The following is a 5310-nucleotide window of genomic DNA, read 5'->3' as shown; positions in this document are numbered from 1 at the left end:
TCCCGGCGGCTGGAATCAGCCCGCCGGGCCGGTAATTCGACGCGAGATCAGCCCGTTCAACATGCGGGGGTTATAGGCGCGGGGCGTGGGGCGGTAAAGGGGCGCAGTTGCCGAAAGCAAGCCCAGCCGTTAGCAAGGAGCGCAATGGGCAAACCGCAGACAATCGCCATCGTGGGGGCCGGGATCGGCGGGCTGGCGGCCGCGGCGCTGCTGGCGCGGGCGGGGCATGACGTTCAAGTGTTTGACCGGTTCGATGCGCCGCGTCCGGTGGGATCGGGGCTGGTGATCCAGCCGGTCGGTCAGGCGGTTCTGCAAGTGGCGGGCGCTGATGTCAGCGGGCTTGGCGCCCGGATCCAGCGGATGTCGGGGATCGAGGTGGAGCGGGGGCGCACCGTGCTGTCGGTGGCCTATGACCGGCCCGGAGGCGGGCGGCATGGGCTGGCCATCCATCGCGCGGCGCTGTTTCAGGCGCTGCATGCTGCGGCGGTGGCGGCGGGCGCACGCATCATTCCCCGGATCGAGGTTCTGGCCGCACCGCTGATGCAGGGCGGGCGTGGGCTGACCACCAGAACCGGCAGTCTGGGGCCGTTCGATCTGGTGGTGGATGCGGGGGGCGTGCGTTCGCCGCTGTCGCCGCTGACCGCACGGATGCTGCCGTTCGGCGCGGTCTGGGGCACCGTGGCGTGGCCTGCCGATACCGGGTTCAGCGCCACCGAACTGCAGCAACGCTATCTGCGGGCAAGCCATATGGTGGGGGTACTGCCGTTGGGCCAGAGGGTGGCGGGTGGCCCGGATCTTGCGGCGGTGTTCTGGTCGCTGCCGGTGGCGGCGCTGGACAGGTGGGCTGCGGTCGATATTGACGCCTGGAAGGCCGAGGTGCTGGCCCTTTGGCCCGAGATCGCGCCGTTTCTGACCGACATTCGCAGCCCTGCGGATATGACGCCCGCGCGCTATAGCCACGGCACCTTGGCGCGGCCTTGGGGTGAGCGGCTGGTGCATATTGGCGATGCGGCGCATCGCGCGTCGCCGCAACTGGGGCAAGGCGCGAATATGGCGCTGCTGGATGCACTGGCACTGGCAGAGGCCGTGGCTTTCGGCGACGATGTGGGTGCGCGATATGCCCGTGCGCGGCGCTGGCATGTGCGGCTGTATCAGGCGTTCAGCGCGGCCTTCACGCCGCAGTACCAATCGCACAGCCGGTGGTTGCCGGTGATCCGCGACCGGGTGCTGATGCCGGTGTCGCGCATCCCGCCGGTGCCGCGAATTCTGACGCGGCTGGTCGCTGGGGATCTGATTGCGCCGCTGGCGGGGGTGGCTTTCCCGCCGGACGCGCGATCCGTCAGCCCTTGATCGCGCGCTGCCCGGCCCAGCGGTTCAGCCAGGCAAGCCCGGCAAGCGCAAGGCCAAGGCCTGCGAAACTGGCCACGCGCGTGAGGCCGGTCAGGCCAGCGGCGTCCCAGAAGAACACCTTGACTACCGTTGCCGCGATGACCGCCATGCCCATGCGGCGCAACAGGTCCGACGGCCGGGCGATGGCTTGGTACAGCAGGCCCGCCCCGATCAGCATCATCGCGATGGTATAGCTGTAAAGCTCGCCCTGCAGCACCACGGGCGCGCCAAGCCAGTCGCCCTGCCACAGCCGCCGGATCTCGAGCCCGGTGTAGAGCAATAGCAGCGCTGCCCCTACCGCAAGGAACAGTGTCCGCGCCCAGACCGCAAGGCCCGGCAGCTTCCAGCCCGCCAGCAGCAGGATCACAGCCGGGATGGCATAGGCCAGCGCCAAACTGTCCAGAATGGGCGGGCCGATGACGCGGGCCAGTTCGTCATAGGCCCCGCCAAACAGCGGGTTGAACAGGACTGCCGCCGTTGCCAAGCCAAGCGCCGCAAGCACGCCTGCCGCCGAGGCCAGAATCTGGCGCAGGCGTTGCAACGCGCAGCCCAGCCGTGCCCGGTAGGCCTGGACCAGCATCAGCACCAGCCAGGGCATCGCGTTCAGCGTGGCACCCCAATGGGTCGCGGTGTGCGGCGGCATGCCAGCGGGTGTCAGCCAACGGGTGATCAGCACATTGGCGAGGATCGCCATCAGGGCAACGGCTGCGGATTCCAGCACCGATTTCACCTGATCTCGCGCCATCGGCGCCAACAGCCACAGGGCCGCAAGACAAGCCACAATGCTGGCCACGAAGGCAAGCATCACCGTGCCCAGATCGGCCCGAAGCGCCCAGTCCAGACCGGGATCCACCAGCAACCGATAGCTGGTCACAGCCAGTGCTATCTGCATGAATATCCCCATCTCGGGCAGGCGAAAGCGGCGATCCAGCGCCGCGGCCACCACCACCAAAGCCGCCAAAGACAAGGTCAACGCGGTGTCGGTCAGCACCACGAACAGAGCGAGGGCGATCAGCGCAAGGGCGGACAGCGTGGCATAGGCCATGCGGTTATGGTCTGCCCCATCGCGGCGGGCATAGGCTGTCGCCAGGGCCACCATACCGGCGGCAACCGCCATGATGTGCAGCGCCCATGGGAAGGCACCGAGGACCGGCGCGGGATGCCACAACAGCTCGAACACCGCCGCCGCGAGGGGGGCCATCAGCACTGCCGCCAGGGCGTACACGCGGGCAAAGACACCGGGCCGGAACGAGGCGAAGGCAAAGGCGGCGCTGATCAGCCCCGCCATGCCCAGCAGCAGGGTTACGGTCAGCGGCGCTGACAAATCTGGCGCGCGGGATGCAATCGACTGGGCGGCAAAGCCGGTTGCGAGCGACGGATAACTGGAGGGTTGTACGAACAGTGCCGCCAACAGCGCGGCACTGGGGACAAATCCGGCATCGCGCAGCGCCTCGGCCCCGGCGGCCCAAAGCAGCAATGCCAAGGCGAGGATGGTCAGCGCCCAGAAGCCCAGCATGGCGTCGGCATGGACCTGCATGGCGACAAGGCCAAGTCCGACACTGGACGCAACGACCGTCCCGACAGCAAGACGCGTGGGAAAGCTGGGCCAATCAGACGGCCGCGACGAAAACAGGTTCTGCGACACCGTGTTGCCCGCGTGATCGGGAAGCAGCCGGCGCACGGGGATGGTCAGCGCCAAGGCCACCAGCGCCAGCAATGCAGCGATCAGACCGGGCAGACCGGCACCGCCAAAGTTTACCAGCACAACACCAGCGTAACCCAGCACCAGCGCCAGCACCGATACCCAGGCCCAGCGCCGCCACGAATCCACTGCCAGACCCACGGCCGCGATCAGCGCGAAATAGGCATAAAGCCATGCCCCCGCCGTCGCCCCGCCAGACACGATGAACGGCGACAGCGCCGCGCCGATCAGGCCCACTGCCACCAGAAGCGGGCCATAGAACCAACCCAGCACCACCGCAAGGATCGCGGCCAACAGGTGGCCCGCGAAGGCCACTTCCGGCCCGATCAGCCCGTAAAGCTGGCGCGCGGCAAGGATGGCGGCAAAGATCGACACCAGCCCCGCACCTGAAAACACCGACGGCAGATGCACGGTCGAGGTCTGCCCCTCGTCGCCGTGACGGCGGCGCAGCCATTCGCCTGCGCCGATCAGGGCGGCACCGAAGGCCATCGCAGCCAGCACCCGCAGGCCGGGCGGCAACAAGCCACGTTCCATTCCGTATTGCACAAAGAAAATGCCCGCAAAGGCCAGCGACACCGCCGAGATCACATAGACCCAGTTGACGCGGACCCATTCCAGCAGGGCCGCGACGCGATCTGGCCGCATGACCAGCGGTTGGTTCTGGTTCACGGACGGCGGCAGAGCGCTGGTCACTGGATCAGCTGACGGCAGCCGCGATGCGAGGACTGGCGCGATTGGTTCTGCGGCTGGCGCCACTGGTTCGGGCACTGGTTCGGAGCTGGGCGGGGCTGCGCGCGGGACAGGTTGCGCGTGCGGTTTTTCCAGCTGCAGGTCTTGCAGCTTGTACTCCAGACGCTCGATCCGTTCCTTCAACTTGGACTGCCCGACCAGCAGCACAATGATCAGAACCGGGACTGCCAGAATGACCAGGCCGATAAGCACGCCGAACCCAAGCATTTTCCCGCCCCCTCGCCCATCTGCCACGGTACCTTAGGCTAGATGCCGAAGGCTTCAACCGCGAAGTTATGGGGCGAGGGTCCGGTTTTGCGCTAGGGATTGAGATACCGCCAGACCTCGGAGATCACCACCGAGCCTTCGCCCACGCCTGAGGCGACGCGTTTGACCGACCCGGCCCGCACATCGCCCACAGCATAGATGCCGGTGCAGGATGTGGCATAGCGGCCCTGCGCTGCGGCCTCTGGCCCGGCATCGGACCCGGTCAGCACATAGCCTTGCCTGTCCACCGCGATACGGCCATTCAACCAGCCGGTGTTCGGCGCCGCCCCCACCATCACGAATACGGCGCGTGCGTTCAGCACCCAATCCTGCCCGTCAACGCCGCTGTGGATGGTGACGGATTGCAGCGATGAGGCACCGGAAAGGGCGGTGAGCTGGGTCTGATAGTGGATCGTGATGTTCGGAGTTTGCATCAGGCGGTCCACCAGATAGGCAGACATGCTGTCGGCCAGCGACGCGCCGCGCACCAGCACATGGACGTGCTTGGTACTGCGGCTAAGGAACATCGCCGCCTGCCCGGCCGAATTGCCACCGCCAATCACCACGACTTCGGTATTGCGGCAATAGCGCGCCTCAATCTCGGTGGCGGCATAGTAGATGCCCGCGCCTTCGAACTCCTCAAGCCGGTCAAGTGGCATGCGCCGGTATTGCACGCCGGTGGCCACGATGACCGACCGCGCCAGAACCCGTGCGCCGTTGTCCAGCGTCAGGCACCAGTCAGCCCCCTCGCGGTCAAGCGCCGATACCCGGTGCGGAATGGCAAAGCGGGTGCCGAATTTCATCGCCTGCACTTCGCCGCGAAAGCAGAGGTCTGCGCCGGAAATACCGGTGGGAAAGCCCATGTAATTCTCGATTCGGCTGGAAGTGCCAGCCTGCCCGCCGATCGCGAGGTCTTCGACGACAAGGGCAGACAACCCCTCGGCACCCGCATAGACCGCCGCCGAGACGCCGGATGGCCCGCCACCGACGATGACCACGTCAAAGGTGGTGTCAGTGGGGGTGAAGGCGATGCCGATGCGTTCGGCTATGGCAAGGGGGGTGCAGGCGTCCAGCACCTCGCCTGCGCCAAAGATCACGATGGGGGTCTGACCGGGGGTAAAGGCACAGGTCTTGCCCAGCGCGAGGGCCTCGTCGGTTGCAGGGTCGATCAGTGTCAGCGGCAGCTTGTTGCGCCCGGCAAAGGCGGCAACGGCGCGGACCTG

Annotated in this window: 3 protein-coding genes; 1 reads left to right on the top strand and 2 read right to left on the bottom strand. The window is 66.9% G+C overall.

The features are described from left to right. The first annotated feature begins 144 nt into the window (after window positions 1-144). On the top strand, window positions 145-1350 hold the full coding sequence (locus tag RMO18_RS19005; RefSeq protein ID WP_309668055.1) for an FAD-dependent monooxygenase: 1206 nt from the start codon (window positions 145-147) through the stop codon (window positions 1348-1350). Here RMO18_RS19005 and RMO18_RS19000 read toward each other — a convergent pair. Together RMO18_RS19000 and RMO18_RS18995 are read right to left on the bottom strand one after the other, a co-directional pair. Next, on the bottom strand, window positions 1340-4048 hold the full coding sequence (locus RMO18_RS19000; protein ID WP_309668053.1) for a DUF2339 domain-containing protein: 2709 nt from the start codon (window positions 4046-4048) through the stop codon (window positions 1340-1342). The genes RMO18_RS19005 and RMO18_RS19000 overlap by 11 nt on opposite strands. Window positions 4049-4140: 92 nt before the next feature. Further along, window positions 4141-5310 (bottom strand): NAD(P)/FAD-dependent oxidoreductase (locus RMO18_RS18995; protein ID WP_309668051.1); only part of this gene is annotated, 1170 nt, incomplete at its 5' end.

It is taken from the genome of Tabrizicola sp. (assembly GCF_031377265.1).
Lineage (GTDB): Bacteria > Pseudomonadota > Alphaproteobacteria > Rhodobacterales > Rhodobacteraceae > JAUYQR01.
The sequence above is the reverse complement of the archived record's forward strand: the minus strand, read 5'-3'. Positions and strand labels throughout refer to the sequence as shown.